Origin of the sequence: Rhodococcus sp. 077-4, assembly GCF_047782425.1 — a bacterium.
GTDB lineage: Bacteria > Actinomycetota > Actinomycetes > Mycobacteriales > Mycobacteriaceae > Rhodococcoides.
Map to the genome: position 1 here is coordinate 575387 of NZ_JAJPWC010000003.1, position 17284 is coordinate 592670.

The 17284-nt window shown below is 63.2% G+C and carries 23 protein-coding genes; 15 read left to right on the top strand and 8 right to left on the bottom strand.

Annotated elements, in window-relative coordinates:
* Positions 1 to 464 precede the first annotated feature (464 nt).
* Positions 465 to 1346, top strand: coding sequence for a type IV toxin-antitoxin system AbiEi family antitoxin domain-containing protein (locus ACNEOT_RS19155; protein WP_415975995.1), 882 nt, complete (start codon positions 465 to 467; stop codon positions 1344 to 1346).
* A 32-nt stretch (positions 1347 to 1378) separates the two neighbouring features.
* On the opposite strand, the gene ACNEOT_RS19160 is transcribed toward ACNEOT_RS19155, so the two are convergent.
* Positions 1379 to 1561: a hypothetical protein gene (locus tag ACNEOT_RS19160; protein WP_415975996.1), complete on the bottom strand. Its 183-nt coding sequence runs from the start codon at positions 1559 to 1561 to the stop codon at positions 1379 to 1381.
* Between the two features lie 75 nt (positions 1562 to 1636).
* On the opposite strand from ACNEOT_RS19160, the gene ACNEOT_RS19165 reads away from it, so the two are divergent.
* From ACNEOT_RS19165 to ACNEOT_RS19185, 5 genes are all read left to right on the top strand, one after another.
* Positions 1637 to 1882 carry a hypothetical protein gene (locus ACNEOT_RS19165; RefSeq protein ID WP_415975997.1) on the top strand — a complete coding sequence of 82 codons (246 nt, stop codon included), beginning with the start codon at positions 1637 to 1639 and terminating at the stop codon, positions 1880 to 1882.
* 100 nt (positions 1883 to 1982) lie between these two features.
* Positions 1983 to 3110, top strand: a complete 1128-nt coding sequence (locus ACNEOT_RS19170; RefSeq protein ID WP_415975998.1) for an alpha/beta fold hydrolase — start codon at positions 1983 to 1985, stop codon at positions 3108 to 3110.
* A gap of 66 nt (positions 3111 to 3176) precedes the next feature.
* On the top strand, positions 3177 to 4382 hold the full coding sequence (locus ACNEOT_RS19175) for an MFS transporter (RefSeq protein ID WP_415976000.1): 1206 nt from the start codon (positions 3177 to 3179) through the stop codon (positions 4380 to 4382).
* A gap of 14 nt (positions 4383 to 4396) precedes the next feature.
* Entirely contained in the window at positions 4397 to 4753 is a 357-nt protein-coding gene (locus tag ACNEOT_RS19180; protein WP_415976002.1) for an ArsR/SmtB family transcription factor, read from the top strand.
* Positions 4754 to 4800: 47 nt separating this feature from the next.
* Entirely contained in the window at positions 4801 to 5532 is a 732-nt protein-coding gene (locus tag ACNEOT_RS19185; protein WP_415976003.1) for a TetR/AcrR family transcriptional regulator, read from the top strand.
* On the opposite strand, the gene ACNEOT_RS19190 is transcribed toward ACNEOT_RS19185, so the two are convergent.
* From ACNEOT_RS19190 to ACNEOT_RS19205, 4 genes are all read right to left on the bottom strand, one after another.
* Positions 5505 to 6473: an AurF N-oxygenase family protein gene (locus tag ACNEOT_RS19190; RefSeq protein ID WP_415976004.1), complete on the bottom strand. Its 969-nt coding sequence runs from the start codon at positions 6471 to 6473 to the stop codon at positions 5505 to 5507. The genes ACNEOT_RS19185 and ACNEOT_RS19190 overlap by 28 nt on opposite strands.
* A gap of 221 nt (positions 6474 to 6694) precedes the next feature.
* Positions 6695 to 7012, bottom strand: coding sequence for a hypothetical protein (locus tag ACNEOT_RS19195; protein WP_415976005.1), 318 nt, complete (start codon positions 7010 to 7012; stop codon positions 6695 to 6697).
* A 214-nt stretch (positions 7013 to 7226) separates the two neighbouring features.
* Positions 7227 to 8198, bottom strand: coding sequence for a diguanylate cyclase (locus ACNEOT_RS19200; protein WP_415976007.1), 972 nt, complete (start codon positions 8196 to 8198; stop codon positions 7227 to 7229).
* A 71-nt stretch (positions 8199 to 8269) separates the two neighbouring features.
* A complete protein-coding gene (locus ACNEOT_RS19205; protein ID WP_415976009.1) occupies positions 8270 to 8707 on the bottom strand; it encodes a hypothetical protein in 438 nt (145 codons plus the stop codon).
* 109 nt (positions 8708 to 8816) lie between these two features.
* Here ACNEOT_RS19205 and ACNEOT_RS19210 point away from each other — a divergent pair, with 109 nt between their 5' ends.
* The 6 genes from ACNEOT_RS19210 (at position 8817) to ACNEOT_RS19235 (ending at position 12878) form a co-directional block, all read left to right on the top strand.
* A complete protein-coding gene (locus ACNEOT_RS19210) occupies positions 8817 to 9173 on the top strand; it encodes a hypothetical protein (RefSeq protein WP_415976010.1) in 357 nt (118 codons plus the stop codon).
* A gap of 123 nt (positions 9174 to 9296) precedes the next feature.
* On the top strand, positions 9297 to 10295 hold the full coding sequence (locus ACNEOT_RS19215; RefSeq protein ID WP_415976011.1) for an intradiol ring-cleavage dioxygenase: 999 nt from the start codon (positions 9297 to 9299) through the stop codon (positions 10293 to 10295).
* A 33-nt stretch (positions 10296 to 10328) separates the two neighbouring features.
* Complete coding sequence (locus ACNEOT_RS19220; RefSeq protein WP_415976013.1) at positions 10329 to 10565, top strand: twin-arginine translocase TatA/TatE family subunit; 237 nt, start codon at positions 10329 to 10331, stop codon at positions 10563 to 10565.
* Positions 10562 to 11380 (top strand): twin-arginine translocase subunit TatC, encoded by an 819-nt coding sequence (tatC, locus tag ACNEOT_RS19225; RefSeq protein WP_415976015.1) that lies wholly within the window; start codon positions 10562 to 10564, stop codon positions 11378 to 11380. The genes ACNEOT_RS19220 and tatC overlap by 4 nt, the downstream gene beginning before the upstream one ends.
* On the top strand, positions 11368 to 11832 hold the full coding sequence (locus ACNEOT_RS19230; protein ID WP_415976017.1) for a twin-arginine translocase TatA/TatE family subunit: 465 nt from the start codon (positions 11368 to 11370) through the stop codon (positions 11830 to 11832). Before tatC ends, ACNEOT_RS19230 begins: the two co-directional genes overlap by 13 nt.
* A gap of 23 nt (positions 11833 to 11855) precedes the next feature.
* Complete coding sequence (locus tag ACNEOT_RS19235) at positions 11856 to 12878, top strand: hypothetical protein (protein WP_415976018.1); 1023 nt, start codon at positions 11856 to 11858, stop codon at positions 12876 to 12878.
* A gap of 15 nt (positions 12879 to 12893) precedes the next feature.
* On the opposite strand, the gene ACNEOT_RS19240 is transcribed toward ACNEOT_RS19235, so the two are convergent.
* Both ACNEOT_RS19240 and ACNEOT_RS19245 read right to left on the bottom strand, forming a co-directional pair.
* Positions 12894 to 13397, bottom strand: a complete 504-nt coding sequence (locus ACNEOT_RS19240; RefSeq protein ID WP_415976019.1) for an LppA family lipoprotein — start codon at positions 13395 to 13397, stop codon at positions 12894 to 12896.
* A 56-nt stretch (positions 13398 to 13453) separates the two neighbouring features.
* Positions 13454 to 15178, bottom strand: coding sequence for an alpha/beta hydrolase (locus ACNEOT_RS19245; protein ID WP_415976020.1), 1725 nt, complete (start codon positions 15176 to 15178; stop codon positions 13454 to 13456).
* An 88-nt stretch (positions 15179 to 15266) separates the two neighbouring features.
* Between ACNEOT_RS19245 and ACNEOT_RS19250 the strand changes: the two genes are divergently transcribed.
* Positions 15267 to 15566 (top strand): WXG100 family type VII secretion target, encoded by a 300-nt coding sequence (locus ACNEOT_RS19250; RefSeq protein ID WP_415976021.1) that lies wholly within the window; start codon positions 15267 to 15269, stop codon positions 15564 to 15566.
* A 7-nt stretch (positions 15567 to 15573) separates the two neighbouring features.
* Here the strand turns inward: ACNEOT_RS19250 and ACNEOT_RS19255 are convergent, their stop codons facing one another.
* Entirely contained in the window at positions 15574 to 16179 is a 606-nt protein-coding gene (locus ACNEOT_RS19255; protein ID WP_415976022.1) for a YveK family protein, read from the bottom strand.
* Between the two features lie 220 nt (positions 16180 to 16399).
* Here ACNEOT_RS19255 and ACNEOT_RS19260 point away from each other — a divergent pair, with 220 nt between their 5' ends.
* The gene (locus ACNEOT_RS19260) at positions 16400 to 16591 is read left to right on the top strand and encodes a hypothetical protein (protein WP_415976023.1); all 192 of its coding nucleotides are present in this window, start codon (positions 16400 to 16402) and stop codon (positions 16589 to 16591) included.
* 66 nt (positions 16592 to 16657) lie between these two features.
* Positions 16658 to 17263 carry a hypothetical protein gene (locus ACNEOT_RS19265; protein ID WP_415976025.1) on the top strand — a complete coding sequence of 202 codons (606 nt, stop codon included), beginning with the start codon at positions 16658 to 16660 and terminating at the stop codon, positions 17261 to 17263.
* Positions 17264 to 17284: the final 21 nt, after the last annotated feature.

Sequence of the window (17284 nt, forward strand, 5' to 3'; positions counted from 1 at the left end):
AGATGCGAGACCCGCGAGCACTATCAACGACTCGGGATACAAAGAGGGATTTAAAGAGGCGGCCTCGGCCCACGCGAGCAGGCCTCCCACCGACAAAATCACGGCTGCTGCGGTACACAGCGCAAATCGATGTCTCCACCGACTGTCGGTGCGCGGCGGCCAAAAGGCCGCAGTTCGCACTGCGTAGTGTCCACCGGCGACCGCGACTACGCCGACGATCAGCCCGACCACTCCGCCGATGATGCCAGGGAGGGTCAGGTCCCACCACCTACCGTCGACAGTCGGCCAGATAAGCACAGCAGCCGCACACGCACCGCTCGCCGCTGCCAGACATAGCTCCTTGGCAACCCAATCCATGCGATTCACTCAAACACACAGGGCGTTGTCGTTCGAATCGGGTGCAGCCAGCCGCGCTGAGCGCGGTCCATTGCACCCGATTCGCTCAGTGGAACCGCATTGGCGCAGTGAACGTCCAAGTGGACATGCTCGATCGATGGTTGGCGAAGCACGACGGCGTGATCACCCGCGCTCAGGCCGAGTCCTGCGGCATCAGCGGTGATGCAGTCGATCGGTTGGTGCGCGCGGGGACGTGGATGGCGATTCACCGCGGGGTGTTCTTCGTCGCGGACCGCCCGTTCACCTCCGACGCTCGCATTCGGTGCGCGGTATGGGGCGCGGGAACAGAAGCTGCGCTCAGCGGGGAAGCCGCGGCGTACTGGCACCGAATAGTTTCCGAGGTGCCGAGCATCATCGAGGTGACTGTCCCGCGGAAAGGGCGAAGCCGCGCCGAGGGATGCCGACTTCGCCGCCGGGACATACACAGCAAAGATATTGTCGTGCGCCGCGAGCTCCGGGTCACTTCACTCGACCTGACTGTCCTCGAAGCGTCGATCGGTAAGACGCACATCATGGATCGGGCACTTCAAAGACACACGAGCTTGGAACTTCTACGGCGGGCACATGCGCGGAACCCGGGCCGCACCGGCGCACCGAAGGCAGAGCGGCTGCTCAAAGCCGCAGCGGGTGGTGCTCGCTCGGAGGGTGAGCGCCTCCTGCTTCGCGAATTCGAGGTCCGCAAGATCAGCGGCTGGGTGGTCAACTATCGCTGGGGCGGATACGAACTCGACATCGCGTTCCTGGTGGAGATGGTCGCGATCGAAATCGACGGTTGGGCGTTCCATTCCGATCAAGAAGCATTCCAACGGGACCGGACGAGGCAGAACAGCATCGCCCAGAGCTGGACGATACTTCGCTACACGTGGACTGACTTGACCGAACACATGGATCGGGTCATCGCCGAAATCGTCGCCACCATCGACGGAATCGGGTGCAGGCAGCCGCGCTGAGCGCGGTTGCCTGCACCCGATTCGAGGCGGATCTAAGACCGCACCCGACCACGCATCCGTCGAATCGCCTTCCATCCCGCGGGTGTCACTGCCGTGCTGACGATCGCACCGACCATGATGCCTTGCGACAGAGCTGACCACTGACCGGGACTGTCCCCGAACAGCGGCCAGTTGTACACGATCGCGAGCACAGCAAGGAAAACAAGAGCGCGCATGCCCGAACCCTAACAAAACCGACTATCCGGTACCGTGACGGAACCGGGCAACTCGGACTGCATGAGGAGACCAAGGTGCAGAAGCCTTTTCGTGAGTGGGTCATGACCGGAGCCCTCAGCAAGAAGTGCGGCGCAACCAGGGCCGACTACATCAACGCGCTCGCGCTTGTCCCCGCAGTCGGGGTCGGCTTCGCGATAGTGCATTTCCTGACGAACTCGGGTTCCACCACACTCGACCTCGCAGCAGGATGCCTCGGCGGTACCGTCACCGGATTTCTGTACCTCTACAGCGCCTACAGGGTCGAACATCCGCGGACGTAGAACCTCAGGTCGATGTATGTTTCTGCTCGACGCGGGGCATTTGCCTCGCGGCGGATTTGAGCGCAAGTCGGTGACGGCCGCTCGATGCAGGGGGGGGCACATGTCGGTTCGGTTCACATCCACGTTGTTGGCGGTCGTGGTCGTGGCGACACTGACGTCACCCCTTGCCGGCGCGACCCCAGCCGAGTCCCTCACTCCACTGCCGAGACTGATCGAGGGCGCAGGCACCGGCTTCGCGGTCTCCTATTCGACTGTCGACGAGCACGGTCGCCCGACGGTCGCGAAGGGGCAGATCTACCTTCCCGCAGGCACCGCGCCAGAGGGCGGTTGGCCGGTCGTGTCGTGGGCCAAGGGCACCGTGGGCGTCGGCGACGCCTGCGCGATGAACTCAACACTCGACGCCGGCACCGAAGATCCGATGGCCGTCGAGCTTTCCAAGCCTCTGCTGTCCCAATTGCTCAGGAGCGGATCAGCTGTCGTGTCGTCGGACTACATCGGACTCGGTACCCCCGATGCCCATCACTACCTCAATGCCACATCGGAAGCACGCGCCGTCATCGATATCGTCGGCGCAGCAGCCGATGCGCTCCCCGCGCTGTCGCGCACCTGGGTGGCGGCCGGACACTCTCAAGGCGGCGCGGCGGCACTGACCGCGGCAGCAACCGCGAACTCGTACGGCGCACCGTCCGACTTCCGCGGAGTAGTGGCGTTCGCACCGGCATCGAACATCGAGGACGTGCTTCCCCTTCTCGGTCCTGCACTGCCGCGTATCCCTCAACTCGACGGTGTCACTGCAACACTGATCTATATTCTGTTCGGGCTCAAAGACTCTCGACCGGATCTCGACGTCGACAGCTACCTGAGCGATCTCGGACGTGAGTACGTGGCATCGGCCGAAGACCGCTGCATCGTCGATCTCCGTGAGGCCGTTGACGGTGTCGCTCCGCAGCAACTGCTGAGCCGACCGCTGTCCGACCCCGCGATGGCCGCGGCACTACGCGAGTACATGGCCGTACCGACTACCGGCTACACCGAACCTGTCGTCATCGAAGAGGGCCTGGCCGACACGGTGGTACCGCCGGTGGGTGCCACCGCCCTGGCCGCGCAATTGCTCGCGGGCGGCGCACAGGATGTCACGTACCGGCCCATTCCGGGCGCTACCCACTACGACATCATCGCCGAAACGGTCGACGACGCCGCGCCTCGAATTGCGACCATGCTGCGCTGACCCAACTCCCGAATTCGGGATCGCAGCGTGAGTGCGCACTTGCGCACATATGTGTACATTGAAGCCATGTTGCTTGCCATTCCCACTTTTCGACGCCTGTTCATCGCGCAGGTCGTCGCATTGCTGGGCACGGGTTTGCTGACGGTCGCTCTCGGGCTGTTGGCCTACGACATCGCCGGCAGTTCCGCCGGGGCCGTGCTCGGCACCGCGCTCGCGATCAAGATGATTGCGTATGTGTTTGTCGCTCCGGTAGTTTCGTCTCTGACGAACGCGCTTCCCCGCAAGCTCGTGCTCGTCAGCGCAGACGTCGTGAGAGCGCTCACCGCATTGGCATTGCCCTTCGTCGATCAGGTGTGGCAGGTCTACGTCTTGATCTTCGTTCTGCAGGCAGCGTCGGCCACCTTCACTCCCACCTTTCAGGCCGTCATTCCGTCCGTGGTGCCCGACGCCCAGCAGTACACCCGCGCGCTGACGCTCTCTCGGCTCGCCTACGACCTCGAATCACTGATCAGCCCACTGATCGCCGCCGCTCTGTTGACGGTCATCGGCTTTCACACCCTCTTCGTCGGTACGGCTCTGGGATTCGTCGTGTCCGCGGCGATGGTCATCAACACCACATTGCCGAAACACGTTGCGGCCAAATCTGAACGGCCGACTACATGCATCTCGACGTTCATCAGGAATCCCGAGCTGCAGGGCCTGCTCGCCTTGAACACGGTGGTCGCTGCGGCAACAGCTCTGGTGGTGGTGAACACCGTGGTCTACGTCCGCGACCTCTTCGGAGGATCAAGCAGCCAACTGGCCGTCGCCCTCGGCTTCTACGGTGCCGGGTCGATGCTCGCAGCGCTTTTCATCCCGCGAGCCCTCGGAGCTATCGAGGACCACACCCTCATGCTTGCCGGAGCGGCAACAGCCGTGACAGGAACCGCCGCAGCAACATTCGTATCGACTCTGAACGGCGGATCGACCGCCTGGATCGCCCTCGCAACAACGTGGACGATCCTGGGCGTCGGGACGTCGATGATCAGCACGCCGTCGGCGAGAATTCTGCGTCGCGAATCCGACGAGAGCACCCGAACGTCGATCTTCACGGCGCAGTTTTCGCTGTCGCACGCGGCGTTTCTGCTCACCTATCCGGTCGCGGGATGGGTCGGGGCACAGTTCGGACAGTTCACCGCGGCGACGGTGCTCACAGGCTTGGCTACACTTGCGGCACTGTCCGCAGCACGCCTGTGGAGTCGCTCCCGTCTGTCGGTCGCCGTCTCCGCGTAGGGAGAAGACGTTCGATGCCACCGAAGAAGGAACCGCGCATCAGTCTCGACCATGCCGTCGAACCGGACTCCGCACGCCTGGCCACGGCCAGCGACACATTTCGGATGCTCTCCGATCCCACTCGACTCCACATCCTCTGGCTGCTCGACCGCGGCCCGGCGGACGTCAGCGCACTGACCACGGCGACCGGCACGTCACGCACCGCCGTCAGTCAGCATCTGGCCAAGCTTCGGTTCACCGGACTCGTCGAAACCCGTCGCGACGGGCGCAACGTCATCTACAACCTCGCCGACGGCCACCTCGCTCGGCTGGTGCGTGAAGGCCTGAACTTCGCCGACCACAAGGTCACCGGTGAACCCCCACACGAGTAGGCGCCTGAACCGAGGTCCGCACCACTGGCGACGTGAGACCATGCAGCATGAGTGACGGTGGTGCAGGCCCGAAGTCCGATGGCCGCAAGCGGCGTTGGGAACAGCACAACACCGATCGTCGACGCCACATCATCGACGCCGCCATGACAGTTCTGGCCCGTGATATCACCCCAGGCGAACGGCTCACCACCGCGCAGATCTCCGCCGAAGCGGGCGTTCATCGCACCGGGCTCTACCGTCATTTCCGTGATCGCACCGACCTGGACACCGCCATCCAGCGGGCCATCTGCGCGAAGCTGACGGCCACCTTGGTCACGTCGTTCGCGTTGACCGGTACTCCCCGCGACGTGGTGCATCGGGTGGTCAGCACCTATGTGCGCTGGGTCGCCGAGCATCCCGCGTGGACGCGATTCGTCGAACAGGACGTGAGCGCGGAGTCGCCGACCCCGCTCGAAGAAACCAATGCGCTGCTGGCCGAGCAGCTGGAGGTGAGCGTCGCCGCGTTCCTCTCCCTCGTGCACGCGGACCTGACCACAGACGACTGGTCACTGGTGCGACCGTGGGTGGCGGGCCTCGTCTCGGGTTGCATGGGCGCCGTGCGCAGTTGGAGTGGGCAAACCGAATCACGTACTGGGCTGGATCATTTCGCCACGTTCCTCGCCGACACCATCTGGCTACAGGTCAAGGGACTCGGGGCGTCCCGCGGGATAGCGATCCCGCAGGTGCCACTCGAAAACGTCCTCGACGAGACTCAGCCGAACGACGGCTCACTGCGGTAACGCGACGGTCGTCCGTCTATACCGAGTGCGCGCCATACGCGTCGGGACACGCGGTTCATCAGTCCCAGTTCGCCGGCCAGCATTCGCACGTCACCGAACGTGTCGCGCAATGCCTTTCGTGACGGGTCGCTGTTCCACCACACGGCGTCGACCACCTCGTCCGGGATGTCGAGGTCGCGTCGCATCTGCTTGCTCGGTTTCATGATGACGTCGCACAGCAGTCGCATGATGACAGGCATGAGGACCGAGATGGACGCCTTCTCGAAGGGCCCGAGACGAGGAGCCTTGTACCGCAGATACTGGTGCGCGAAGCCGATGTGGCGCGCTTCCTCGGCGATGTGAATCTGCATCACGCGCATCACCAACGGATGGCCGACCGCTCCGCTGCGCAGAATGCCCTTCTGCATATGGTCGATCGGCTCCTCACCCGCGAGCACGCCGACGAAGAATCCGAACGGCGCGGATCGGCTAGCGAACAGTGCCAGAACGGGCACGATCTTGCGGAACCACGCGGGTCCGCCCGGCACGTCGATGCCGATGCGGTTCACCAACTCCTGGAACATCTGCGTGTGGTGGCACTCTTCGGTGGCCTCGTGCGTCGAGTACCGGAATTCGGGTGAATCGTTCGGCAGTGTGAGGGCGTAGTGCATCAGGCCGCTGATGAGGATCTGCTCGAACTGCAGCCCCACCTTGACCATGCTGGCCTGGCGATACATGCCGATGTGAATCTGCCGGTCCAGGGGAAGCGATTTGTACCAGTCGGTGTGACCGAGCGGGTCCTCGTCGGGGAGTACCCAGCGGGGGTCATCGGGGACTACCGCGTATTCGGGCTCGTCCCAGGGAATGTCGAGGAAGGCGTCGAAGTGCTGATGCACCGATGCTGTCGACAGGGCATGCAGATTGTCTCGGTAGAGCGTTCGTGCGTCGTCGACTGCAGTCATGGTGGTCCTTCCGCCTGCGTCCCGAACAATGTTTACGCTACACAGCGTCACATATAACTTTGGTTAGTGCAACGGTACGTCGCAGATACATTGACACCATCCTTCGAAACGACGAAACCGGCCGACCGCTGTGCGATCGACCGGCCCTTGCTCGGCGCTGTGGTCGTGACCGAAAGTTCGTAGCAGGCTACGAAGTTCCATTCACATGCGGCGAAGCCGCTCTACATCACCATCGCAACGAAGCCCAACCCCACGATGATTCCGACGATGCCGGTGCCGATGGCCAGCGCAGCGTCGCTACGTTCGGCGCGCGGACCCGAGAGGTCGGGGCTGCGATCGGCCCACAACGCGGAGGCGACGGCGATCAGACCTGCCGCGATGCCGAGGCCGACAGCCCAGAACGAGACGATCGACAAGGCACCGAACATCACGGCGTATTCGGTCACCTGAGCGCGGGTACGAATGCGCCGATTCCACCACTTGGGCGGCATGTCGTCGTCCAACTCACGTGCATCGAAGTTGGGAGAGGTGACCGTCACTGTTGACTCCTTTCAAGCAAGAATGTGACTCCATTTTGGCACTCGACAGTCGAGAGTGCCAATCCCCTGGACTAGGCCGATGGGCGCGCCGATCCCCGGTTTCGCAAACGCGCGCGCACTTGCCGAACGCGCCCGGATTCGCCACCGATCCGGGCATAGTTCGCGCGCACCTGGCGAACGCGCGCGCGTTTGCAGAAAATCCAGGCCGACCACCTCAACCCCTGCGGCGCAATGCCTTTCGCCGGTACATGTCGGCGTCGGCGAGGGGGAGCAGCGATTCGAGCACGTCGGTGTTCGGATCGCCGACAGCCGTTCCGTAAGTGACTCCCACCGGGTGTCCTTCGATCAGCTTTCGGGCGAGAGCGTCGACCTGCTCCTCGTCGTGTGCTGATACGAGGACGGCGAATTCGTCGCCGCCGAGCCTGGCCACCACACTTCCGGCGGGGGCATTGGCTGTCAGCAGGTCGGCAACCTCGGTGAGTACGCGGTCGCCTGCGGCGTGGCCCTGCCTGTCGTTGACGGCTTTGAAGTGGTCGACGTCGAATACGATCACGGCGATGTTCTCCCATCGACGGGCCGCGCCGGCAGCGAGATTCTCTGCCGCGTAGGCGATACCGGCACGGTTCCACGTAGCGGTCAGCGGGTCACGCAGAGCGCCGGCGATCAGGTCTGCACCGAGCGCGCCGAACACCTCTGCAGCTCCGAGGATGCACACCACATAGAGGACAGCCCACAGCATCGGCACCGGGGCGGGAGAGAGCAACAGCGCCGTCGACGAGAGCGCAGCCAATGCCAGACACAACACGCGTGCAGGCACGACGCGGTATGTCGCCCGAAGGTAGAGCGCAAGAAACATCGCCGGTATCAGCGCCCACACCTGGCCTTCGACGTATTCGTGGAACACCATCGTCAGGGCCGGTGCCACCGCCGCACACGTGATGGCAATTCCCTGCCGTATCGGGTTGGGTCGCCGCGTTGCCAGCGCCAGCAGGCCGGTCAGAGCCACTGCCGCGGCCCACATTTCACCGACTGCACCCGCACCGTTCGTATCGAACCGCGATACACCGATCGCTACGAGGTAGAACAGCACCAACGCAGCGAGCAACGAAGCAAGAACTCGGCGACGACCGTCGATCACCAACGAGACCGCGCTCGGCATCGCATGCCGTTCTCGCCCGGGGATCACAGACCGTCCATCGCTTTCACACCGTGTAAGCGTTACGCAGGTGACGCACGTCGCACACGCATCGAGGCCGGTCAGCCCCACACGAGTCGTTGTCCCAACGCCGCTTTCGTCGGACCCAGATCGAATGTTCTCGTATCGGGCATCGTGTAAGGAACCAGAATTTGCATCGCGTACTCGCGGTGTTCGAGCAAGATCTCGAGACGTGTGTCCGACGCCCCCTCGACGGTCACGTTCGAAACGATGCCGTACGACCGGACGTCATCGGACGTGGCTCGCAGATCGGCGACGAGCCAGTCGCGGATCGGACTGCGGGACGACGAGTTCCGGTCGGTCTCCGATCGAGGGGCCACTAGGACCCGTTGTCCGCCGGAGGTCGCGTTGACGACGGCGACCGGATCGAGGCCCCAGTTCTCGATGATGCGCTCGGCCGCGATCTCGACGCACACGTCGAACAGGTCGTCGAAATCCTGTTGGCACTCGGCACTCGTCGTTTCTCGCCACTTCGCCATGATTGAAATTCCCCCATCGTCGACCGATTGACCCCACCGTCAGACGAAGGGAAACGGCAGTAAGTTCCCGGAAGTCGTACATTCGTCCCAATTTGCCGAAACAGCAAAGATGCCTGCTGGCCTGACGACATGGGATCCGGGCAAGAGATGGGATCTGGTGGTGACCCTCTACGCGCATCCATCGATTCCGCAGCTGGAGTTCTATCGACGCATTGCATACTGGGTTGCGCCGGGCGGGTCGCTGTTGATCATCGGACATCTACACGATGGGGCGCAGCATCATTCACACCACGGCAGCGATGAGCCGCCCCACGAGGCAACCGTCACCACAACAGACATCACCGACCTGTTCGACGCTTCCTCGTGGCGCATCGACACCGCAACCGAGCGTTCACGAACGGTCGGCAGGCCGGGAGAGCACTCGAAGACATTGCGCGACGCGGTGGTTCGCCTCACGCGTCGGTAGGGTCGCGGCCCACCGGGTCGTTCACAGGAACCTCGGAGCACAGGTTCAGGGTCTTCACTGCATCCACCCAGAGTATTGGCACTACCGAATCATTCAGTGCCACTACGAAGGAGTCCTACGAAGATGACCCGTGTCCCAGAGCCCACCGCCACGCCCGACGGACCCGCATACGAGGGCCGACTGCTCGATCGTCCCACCGAGGAGGTAGTGGACCAAGGTGCAGGGTTCGATCTCACCACTCTCGTCACCCGTCGCCGTGTGCTGAGTATCGTCGGCGCGGGAGCCGGCGCATTGGCCCTGGCTGCCTGCTCGAGCACGTCGAGCTCCGGAAGCGCTACCGCCACAACGGCAACCGCATCTAGCACTGCCACCACCGCCGCGACAAGTGAAATCCCTGACGAAACCAACGGACCCTACCCGGCCGACGGATCGAACGGTGTCAACGTGCTCGAGGAGTCGGGCATCGTCCGACGCGACATCACCTCGAGCCTGGACGGCGGCACCACTGTCAGCGGAGTTCCTCTCTCGATCGGTCTCACGCTCACCGACATGGCGAACGACAATCGCCCGTTCGAGAACGCCGCCGTGTACATCTGGCAATGCGATGCGGCAGGCCTGTATTCGATGTACTCGGAGGGTGTCGAGGACGAGACGTACCTGCGCGGCATCCAGGTCGCCGACGCGAACGGCACCGTCACCTTCGACACCATCGTTCCCGGTTGCTACAGCGGCCGCGGGACTCATATCCACTTCGAGGTCTACCCCGATGCGGCCTCGGCGACCACCGCAGACAATGCCATCGCCACCTCGCAGATCGCATTCCCACAGAACATGCTCGACGCGATCTACCAGCTCGACACCTATCCCGGATCGGCGCAGAACCTCGCGCAACTCGGCAGTCTCGACAACGACAATGTGTTCGGCGACGGCTACGACCTGCAGATGGGGACGTTCTCGGGCGACCCCACCGCCGGATATGTCGGCTCGCTCGCCGTGGCCATCGACACCACCACCGAACCGACGGCCGGCGCAGCTCCATCCGGCGGCGGGCAGTCCCCGATGGGCGGCGGCACTCCCCCGGCCGGTGGCCCACCCGGCGCAGGCTCCACACCCATCAACTGATCACCCATACCTAACACCACCGAAGGAATTACCATGTTGCACAACCTCACTGGATGGCACGCCCTGATCGTCCTCGCCATTCTCCTGCTCGTGTTCGGCTCCACCAAGCTGCCCTCACTCGCCAAGGGCGTCGGCCAGTCGATGCGCATCCTGAAAGACGAAGTGCGCGATGACAAGACAGCGACCGCGCATGACGATGCGGGCGACACGACGGCACCGACCTTCGCCGATACTGCGTCGACCCCGGTCCCGTACCGACACGCGTCGTGACCACGGCCACCGCCACACGAGACGCACCGACAGCGGCTACCGAGTCGCGGGGCGTGATGCCCCTTTCCGGGCATGCGCGCGAGGCACGCCGCCGCGCAGTACGCGCGGCGGTGTCGTTGCTCGTCGGAATTGCGATCGGATTCGCTCTCTCCGATCAGATACTCGACATACTGCGTGCGCCCGTCGAAGAACTCGCCCTCACCAGGCAGGCCAGCCTCAACTTCGAAACCGTCACCGGCGCTTTCGATCTCGAGCTGAAAATTGCGTTGTTCACTGGCGTGATCGTGTCGAGTCCCGTCTGGTTGCGCGAGCTGTTCGCCTACCTCACCCCCGGTTTGACGCGTCGCGAGAAGAAGTACGTGTACGGATTCTCCGCCGCCGCGGCCCCGCTCTTCGTGGCCGGGTGTGTGTTCGGGTTCGCCATCTTCCCCCGCATGGTCAGCGTGCTCGCCGGGTTCTCTTCGGACGAGGACAGCACCATCCTCAACGCGTCGTACTACGTGGACTTCGTCATGAAGATCGTGTTGGCGACCGGTGTTGCCTTCGTCCTACCGGCGCTGTTGGTGATGTTCAACTGCCTCGGCATCCTCTCGGCGCGTCGGCTGCGTAGCAGCTGGAGGCTCAGCGTCGTCACGATCGCCCTGTTCAGTGCGCTCGTCACCCCCGCCGCCGACGTCCTGTCCATGTTCTTGGTCGCGGTTCCGATGGCAACGCTGTTCGGCGCGGCTCTCGCGATCACCGAGATACACGACAGACGAGCGGCTCGACGCTCCCTGACACAACCGAAACCGGAGCTCACATCATGTTCGGCTTGACCTTCGAAAAACTGTTCCTGGTAGCGATCATCGCCGGGTTCGTGCTCGGGCCGTCGCGCCTGCCCGGGTACGCCCATCGACTCGGGCAGGCCGTGCGCACCCTGCGCAGCTTTGTCGACAGCACCCGCACCGCAGCGGAGGAAGAGATGGGCGTTCCATTACGACGCAGTGAATGGGAAACGTTGGACCTGCGCCAGTACGACCCGCGACGAATCGTCACCGACGCATTACGCGAGACCGACGTCGTCCACAGGACCGTATGGCCGGACGAGGTTGTCGCCGAGGCCGACCGAGTGCGGCCCGGTCAGAAGTACGTGATTACCGGTGCAGCGTCGCATCCACGCCGAATCCTCATCGACTCGCTGCTGGAGAACGACCCGCGCCGCATCGCGGCACGAGAACTTCCGCATGTCGCACCTGGCCTCAGAGCACGAAAGAAGGACAACATGTAACACATTCGTGCATCATGTAGCCCATGACTACCAGCGTCTTTGCTGCTTCCGAGTCGGGTGTGTCTGCGATTTCGGTGTGGACCTTGATCGTCGTCGTCGTTGCCGCGCTCGGTGCTGCCTGGGCGGCGGTGAGTGTGCGGCGTGTCGGCGCGAACGAGGATGTGATGTCGCGGGAGTTGGCGGCACTGCACACCTCGGTCGATCGGCAGGTGCGGCAGTCCAGCGACAACGATTCGTGGAATCGCGATCAGGTGACCGCGAGATATCAGGAGTTGCTCTTCGCACTGTCCAACGTCGATCGGGTTGTGGCCGAGGGGATTTCGGAAGCCGTTGTGTCGACGCCGGTCGGCGATCTGAAGGCTGCAACGCGGGCATTGAACAAGGCCTACGACCAGTTGAACCTAGCGCTCACCGCCGCGCTGGTTGTCGCTCGGAGGCGCGTTCACCCGTTGGCTTTGGAGTTGTCGACGGGCATCGATCGTCGGGTGTTCACCCCGCTGGCACCCGAATCCGGAATCCCCGGTCCTGCTCACGAGCGTCTGCAGAGCGAGCATGCGTACATCACCAGGATGCACTCGTTGCTGCTCAAGGCGATGCGTGCGGATCTCGGTCTGCTCGATCCCAGCGCCGAAGCGACACTGATCTTCACGACGAAAGAACTGGAATCGGGCGTGCAGGCGGATCGATCGACGGCGGTCGGCCGCAGTGCCGTGCAGCTGATCGACCTGCTGGAGGATTTCGGTGTGACGCCACTGCTCGGCGCGGAAGACGACTACGTGATGTCCGACGAGCTGGCGGTCCAGTGCGAGGACCTCTACAGCGCGGTGAGCCCGAACTTCCAAGCGGTGCTGCGTCACATCGGCGACGAAATTCACCTCGCGATTCGGCCGGACCTCACTGACGCACGACTCGAGGAAATCTACGACATCGCAGTGCGGCTGGTCGAGGCCGGCTTACGCGGAAACATCCACCGCAGAGACGGATTGGACGGCAGCAGCCTGTTTCTCATCGATCCAACCCACACGGCAGGAATGAATCGGGTGTAGTTCCGACCCAACGGATCATCGTAAGTAGCAGCCCGTGGTGATCATCAGCGCGGTGCGTCCGCCCGCACCGAGCAGAATCTGTCCGCCGTCGGGGTCACGGAGACTCACCGAGCTCCGTTGTGCATCTTGGTGATCGAGATCCACTCCGTCGAATCCGTTGGCCACGGCGATGGAATTGACGGCCTCGAGAACAGCCGGCCACCGGTCGGCCGGAATCGGAGTGTCGGAGCTGAAGGGCACCAGCGTCACGTTGAGGCCCGGGGTGTTGGAATACGGTTCGCTGCAGGGCGACTCGCTGCGCGAGCGGGTGGTCGACCATTCCAGGCCCGGCACCAGCGTCGAGATCGCCGCCTTGATGTCTTCCTGCATCCGCTCGAACTTCGGCTCCACCGTGCTCTGCCTGCCTTCCCGCTGCTTCAATTCCTCGAACAGCGCGGCGGTCTGCTCGGCAACGATTTCCGAGTCGGCCTTCCCACGTGGGCGATGTTCCCCCTCGGTCGGCTCCGGCGTGTTGTTCATGCATCCTCCCAAAAGTACGAGCAATGCCATTGCGCCACAGGCCGTTCCGCGTCGAATCATCGGGCTAACGCCACATCGGGAATGCCCGCGATCACGGCAGCTTGGTTGAACTGGCTCGTGGTGTCGAATTCGTAGTAGTCACTGTGGCTCCCCATCCGGTCGACGATGGGACCGGTGAATCGATCGGTGGACATGAGCGCGACGTCGGTGCCGTCGGGCATCACGATGTCGGCGGCCCGCGTCGACAGATCGTGCACTCCGGCGATCTCGCGTGGGTCACCGTCGAATGCGGCCAGCGCCGCGACTCCATCTCCGCCGGACGCGAGGGTGTATGCGTCACCGCTGATGTGTAGTGCTCCGAGGCTGTCGGTGCCGACCCCAGGCGATCCCATGAATACCGCGTCGTCCACACCGGTACCGTTCTGCAACGCGAATCCTGTTGCGAGAGAACCATAGGAGTGTCCGACGGCCGTCAGGTGCGGGTCATCGGCCCTGGATGCATCAATGCCGTCGAGGAACGACGCGAGCCTGTCGCCCCCGGTCCGAGCCATGTTATCGGACAACACGCCGACGTTCTGTGGTGCCTCGTATCCCATGAAGGCAACCGATGCCACACTCTGTCCGGCGGAATCGGGGCTGTGGTGATCGAGTTGCCATTGCGCGAGTTGACGGATGCCTGCGGCGTCATCCACGAGGTTGCCGAGCCCGCCGTGGACGGTGCTGGTGAAGCCCGGGGTGTGGACGGATACGTGATCGGCGGTATCGACGTCTCCCACCGCGACCACTGCGGTGGCCAGAGTGCGATCCGGCGAGGCATCGAAGGACAGCAATTGCCGATCCGGAACCGTGACGCGCCGACCGTCCGATCCCAGCAGGAAATCCCCGTTCTCGTCCACCTGGAACATCACATGTTCGACGGCATCGAGCGACGCACGTTTGTCGAGTGCGAGTTCCAGTCTTTTCTCGTCCATTGCGCTGCCGGTCTGCTCGACGCGAGCCTGCGCCTCGTTGATCTGCCCGTCGATGGTGCTGCGATCGATCTCGAGCAAGGCAAGATTCGCCGACGACCGCTCGGCGGCGGGGATGCCGTCGAGGGAGCCGATCCAGTAGGGGCGCTCCGTGCGGACGTACTCGCGTTGTTGGTCGGTGAGCGAATTCCACCATTCGTTGTTCCGGGTCGGCTTGCCGTCTTCGGGCGGCATCGGAGCCTTCGTTGCCCCCTCGTCACCACCGATCCCGGCTGCCTCGCGTACGTCGGTGCTGCCGCGATCGGTGATTGCGTTCTGCGCGGCGGCTGTCATGACCCTGGCCGCATTGTCTGCTATTTCGGTTCCGCGACGGACGATTTCGGCAATGCGTTCGAGGAGTTCGGTCTTCATCCGCTGGCGGTCGGCGGCCTGGGCGTCGGTCTGACTCGGCGGCCGCTCGAAAGCCCATCTGTCCCACAGCGTGTTGTCGTCGAGCACTGCGAAATCGTTCTCGAAAGCCAGCGACGAGAGGTCGGCGAGCGCCCGCTTCAGCGCAATGACGGCTTCTTCGGTGTCGTCGGTGAGCCTCTTGACGGCGCCGACCTGCGCCGCGGAGTTCGTCAGATGATCTACGACGGCATCGAACGCGCGCCGGGCTTCCTCGCTGGTCTCCCCTACCCAACCGTCGATGAGTTTCATGCGATCGAGCCGATCACCCAGATCGATCAATGTGTTGGTCCTGCTGGCCAGTGAGCCACTGAGCCGCTCGAGCCCCGCCGCGTCCCAGTCGTTGATTCCCCCGATGTCAACCACGCGGCCAAGCTACCAGTCCCCTGGCCTCGCGAACGGGTGTTACGTTCACCGTGGTGACAGGCACCGACAGCCTCGGGGGAGGAATGCGATGGGGAAACGTCTGGAAGTCAGTGTGCCGGTGCTGCTCGATGCAGCGAGCAGAACCGACCTCGCAATCGACATGGCGTCCGACGATCTCGCCGTGGTGACACGCGATCTGTCGGCCGGCAAGGCCTGCTGGCCAGGATCAGCGGGCGACGCATATTCGGCCTTGCTGACGGCATGGGAAGCGGCCGACGCGGCATTGTCCGCAGAGATTAAGGACCTGGCTCGAAAATTGCAGGCCTCGGCCCGCGAATACGCGGAGGCGGACGCTCGAACAGAGGCGAATGTTCGGGGAATCGGCTGAGGATCCATTACTGGCGGCTGCTCCCACGCGAGCGCACCAGTACCAACGCAACACCGACGAACAACCCCACCGCGGCACCGCACGCCAGATACATCGAAGTGTTCGGACTGATCGGCGCATCAGACACCTCGGCCTGGCGGTAGGTCTTGACCGACACCACGGGAATGCCGCCGTCCTGGGGGGCCTCCAGCTCCAACACGAGAGCGACCAACTCTTCCGCCGTAGCGTTCGCGATATCTCGCGCGAGTTCGGGAGAGCTATCGGTGGCAACGATGTCGAACAAGACGGTCTCCGGTGAGAACGACATGGTCACCTTCTCGGCCAACTCCGCCGGCGTGAGATCGAGCGCGAGATCGGAAACGACCCTCGACGTAAGCACCTCATTGTTCACCAGTTCCGCATACGAGGGCAGGGCTTGATCCGAAACCAAGTTGCCTTCGTACACCTCACTGCCGTAAGCCGGACTGGAGGTGGAGAGAAACATCTGAGCGCGAGATTCGTACACCGGCGTCTGCAGCAACGTAATCCCGAAGGACGTTGCCATCGACAGAGCAATGGACGCGACAACGACGGCCCAGCCCGCCCTCAGCGCCTTCCCCACAGTGTCGACCACGCGGTCAAAGTACCAGCCTCTTGGCCTCCCGAACGGGTCTCACGTTCGCAGGGGCGACCTCTACGAGACTTGTTGCAGAATGCGGCGCATTACGTTTGTCGAGTCACTCTTTCGAGCGGCACATAACGCTCCAAATATGCTGTTACTCAGCTTTTTTCGCAGAATTCGGAGGTGTAGCTTCGGCCTGGTAACCCAATAGTTCACAGGTCAGGAGCCAGGCATGAGCAAGAAGAAGCCGATCGAACCCAGCATCAGCGACAAGGTGACGGCTGTGATTCAGACACTATTCGCGGTTGCGATTGCCGCCCAGTTCCCGAATGTCACGACGCCGGTCATGATCGCGTCGATGACCCTTGCCGGAGTTGTCATCAGCACGAGTGGACGATCGAAACGGGGCTCGGGTCGATCATGATCGACTGGAATCCAGGGCACTCGTCCGGTCCTTTCGTCAGCGCGATGCGGCATGCAGGATGGGCACATGGACATATCTGCGCCCAGTGAGGTGAAGCGCAAGCGGCCGCCCGGCAAGGTGCTGGCCGGTGTCACTCTCATGTTGTGCGCAGTCGCCGTGTGCGGGTGGATGAACCTGTGGCCCGGGTTGGGGCGGATCCACCTCATGCTCAATTTCCTGGTCTGCGTAGTAGCTGCCTTTGCTCTTCTCGTGGTGGGCGTTGCTTGGTGGTACAAGACGGTGACGTTTCTGCGGTCTTCGCAACCGTGGTCCTGGATGATCGCAGTGCCACCAGCCACGGTGGTAGTCGGATTCGTTCTGGCACTGGCACTTCCGCAACCATCGTTCGAGCGATCACAACCGAAATTCGACGCCTTCGTTGCGAGCTTGCCTGCTACCGGCCCGGTGAGCATGAACAATCAGTCGATCGACTCGTTCGACTTCCACATACACCGATACCTCGACGACACCGCCGTCTATTTCGTGGACGACGACACCGTTTTCTTCACCTACGTCGCGGGATGGATCTATTCGCCGGACCACCCACCACAGCAGGAACCCGGCGATGAGCTTTCGTTCACCGGTCTCGGCGGTCCCTGGTACGAGTATTCGCTCGTCTTCGAATTCGATTGAGTGTGTTGCGGCGACGGAAGC

Coding starts and splice junctions, on each gene's coding strand:
- ACNEOT_RS19190 (WP_415976004.1), bottom strand. CDS start 6,473: ATGACTGCAGTCGACGACGCACGAACGCTCTACCGAGACAATCTGCAT.
- ACNEOT_RS19220 (WP_415976013.1), top strand. CDS start 10,329: ATGTTGCACAACCTCACTGGATGGCACGCCCTGATCGTCCTCGCCATT.
- ACNEOT_RS19175 (WP_415976000.1), top strand. CDS start 3,177: ATGTTGCTTGCCATTCCCACTTTTCGACGCCTGTTCATCGCGCAGGTC.
- ACNEOT_RS19205 (WP_415976009.1), bottom strand. CDS start 8,707: ATGGCGAAGTGGCGAGAAACGACGAGTGCCGAGTGCCAACAGGATTTC.
- ACNEOT_RS19160 (WP_415975996.1), bottom strand. CDS start 1,561: ATGCGCGCTCTTGTTTTCCTTGCTGTGCTCGCGATCGTGTACAACTGG.
- ACNEOT_RS19265 (WP_415976025.1), top strand. CDS start 16,658: ATGGACATATCTGCGCCCAGTGAGGTGAAGCGCAAGCGGCCGCCCGGC.
- ACNEOT_RS19215 (WP_415976011.1), top strand. CDS start 9,297: ATGACCCGTGTCCCAGAGCCCACCGCCACGCCCGACGGACCCGCATAC.
- ACNEOT_RS19235 (WP_415976018.1), top strand. CDS start 11,856: ATGACTACCAGCGTCTTTGCTGCTTCCGAGTCGGGTGTGTCTGCGATT.
- ACNEOT_RS19185 (WP_415976003.1), top strand. CDS start 4,801: ATGAGTGACGGTGGTGCAGGCCCGAAGTCCGATGGCCGCAAGCGGCGT.
- ACNEOT_RS19250 (WP_415976021.1), top strand. CDS start 15,267: ATGGGGAAACGTCTGGAAGTCAGTGTGCCGGTGCTGCTCGATGCAGCG.
- ACNEOT_RS19230 (WP_415976017.1), top strand. CDS start 11,368: ATGTTCGGCTTGACCTTCGAAAAACTGTTCCTGGTAGCGATCATCGCC.
- ACNEOT_RS19260 (WP_415976023.1), top strand. CDS start 16,400: ATGAGCAAGAAGAAGCCGATCGAACCCAGCATCAGCGACAAGGTGACG.
- ACNEOT_RS19210 (WP_415976010.1), top strand. CDS start 8,817: ATGCCTGCTGGCCTGACGACATGGGATCCGGGCAAGAGATGGGATCTG.
- ACNEOT_RS19180 (WP_415976002.1), top strand. CDS start 4,397: ATGCCACCGAAGAAGGAACCGCGCATCAGTCTCGACCATGCCGTCGAA.
- ACNEOT_RS19240 (WP_415976019.1), bottom strand. CDS start 13,397: ATGAACAACACGCCGGAGCCGACCGAGGGGGAACATCGCCCACGTGGG.
- ACNEOT_RS19170 (WP_415975998.1), top strand. CDS start 1,983: ATGTCGGTTCGGTTCACATCCACGTTGTTGGCGGTCGTGGTCGTGGCG.